General features: G+C 40.5%; 1 protein-coding gene. It reads left to right on the forward strand.

The window, feature by feature from the left end; all coding sequences use genetic code 11:
- On the forward strand, positions 1-1,088 hold a 1,088-nt coding region (locus PSI06_RS20980), incomplete at both ends, for an IS1182 family transposase (RefSeq protein ID WP_273604808.1).

The following is a 1,088-nucleotide window of genomic DNA, read 5'->3' on the forward strand; positions in this document are numbered from 1 at the left end:
CTCAACCGTATTCAATCATCCCGCCGATTAGAAACCGAATGCCAACGCAATATTGAACTGATGTGGCTACTTGGTAAGTTGGCACCCGACTTTAAAACGATTGCTGATTTTAGAAAAGACAACGGAGATGGTATAAAAAATGTGTGCAAAACGTTTGTTGAAGTCTGCCGTCGTCTGAATATGTTTGAGAAACCAGTTGTTGCCATCGATGGTAGTAAGTTTAAAGCTAGCAACAACAAAGGCAATAATTTTACGCCAAGCAAAGTTAAATTCCACATCGACCGAGTCGAAAAGAATATTGAACGTTACCTTGAATTACTTGATGAAGCCGATAAAGAGCAAGCTAACGTCACAAAAATTAAAGCCACAAAAGATAGGCTAGCTGACTTTCGCAGCCAGTTAAAAAAACTACACGAGATTAAAGAACAAGTTGAAGCTCATCCTGACAAGCAAATATCCACTACTGATCCTGATTCACGTTTAATGAAAACTCAAGGTTTTACAAGAGTTGTGAGTTATAACGTGCAAAGTGCGGTTGATACCAAGCACCACCTTATAGTGGCGCATGAGGTGACCAACGTGCCAGATAGAGGCCAGCTTGCGTCAATGACAAAACTCGCACAAAAAGCATTGCGCAAGGAAGATATAAGGGTATTAGCAGATAAAGGTTACTTCAGTCAGCCCGATATAAAAGATACTATCGATTTGGGTGCAGAGCCAATCATGCCCAAGACGGATACATCGTCCTCTGAAAAGAAAGGGATATTTAACCGCTCACTCTTCAAATACGATGCAAATAAAGATATTTACTTATGCCCCGCTGGTAATGAACTTCAAAATCGAATGCAGGTATTTGAGCAAGGTAAATACCTTGATGTTTACTTCAATCACATTGCTTGTCGAGATTGTAAAATAAGAAGTCAGTGCACTAACTCTAAAAAAGACCCTAGGCGAATAAGGCGGTGGGTGCATGAGATTCTGACAGAAGAAATGCTTCAAAAGCTAAAGAATGAACCTGAATTGATGCTTCATCGCAAGCAAACTGTTGAGCACCCCTTTGGCACAATTAAACTCTGGATGGGAGCTAC

Origin of the sequence: Pseudoalteromonas sp. GABNS16E, from assembly GCF_028598715.1 — a bacterium.
Classification (GTDB): domain Bacteria; phylum Pseudomonadota; class Gammaproteobacteria; order Enterobacterales; family Alteromonadaceae; genus Pseudoalteromonas; species Pseudoalteromonas atlantica.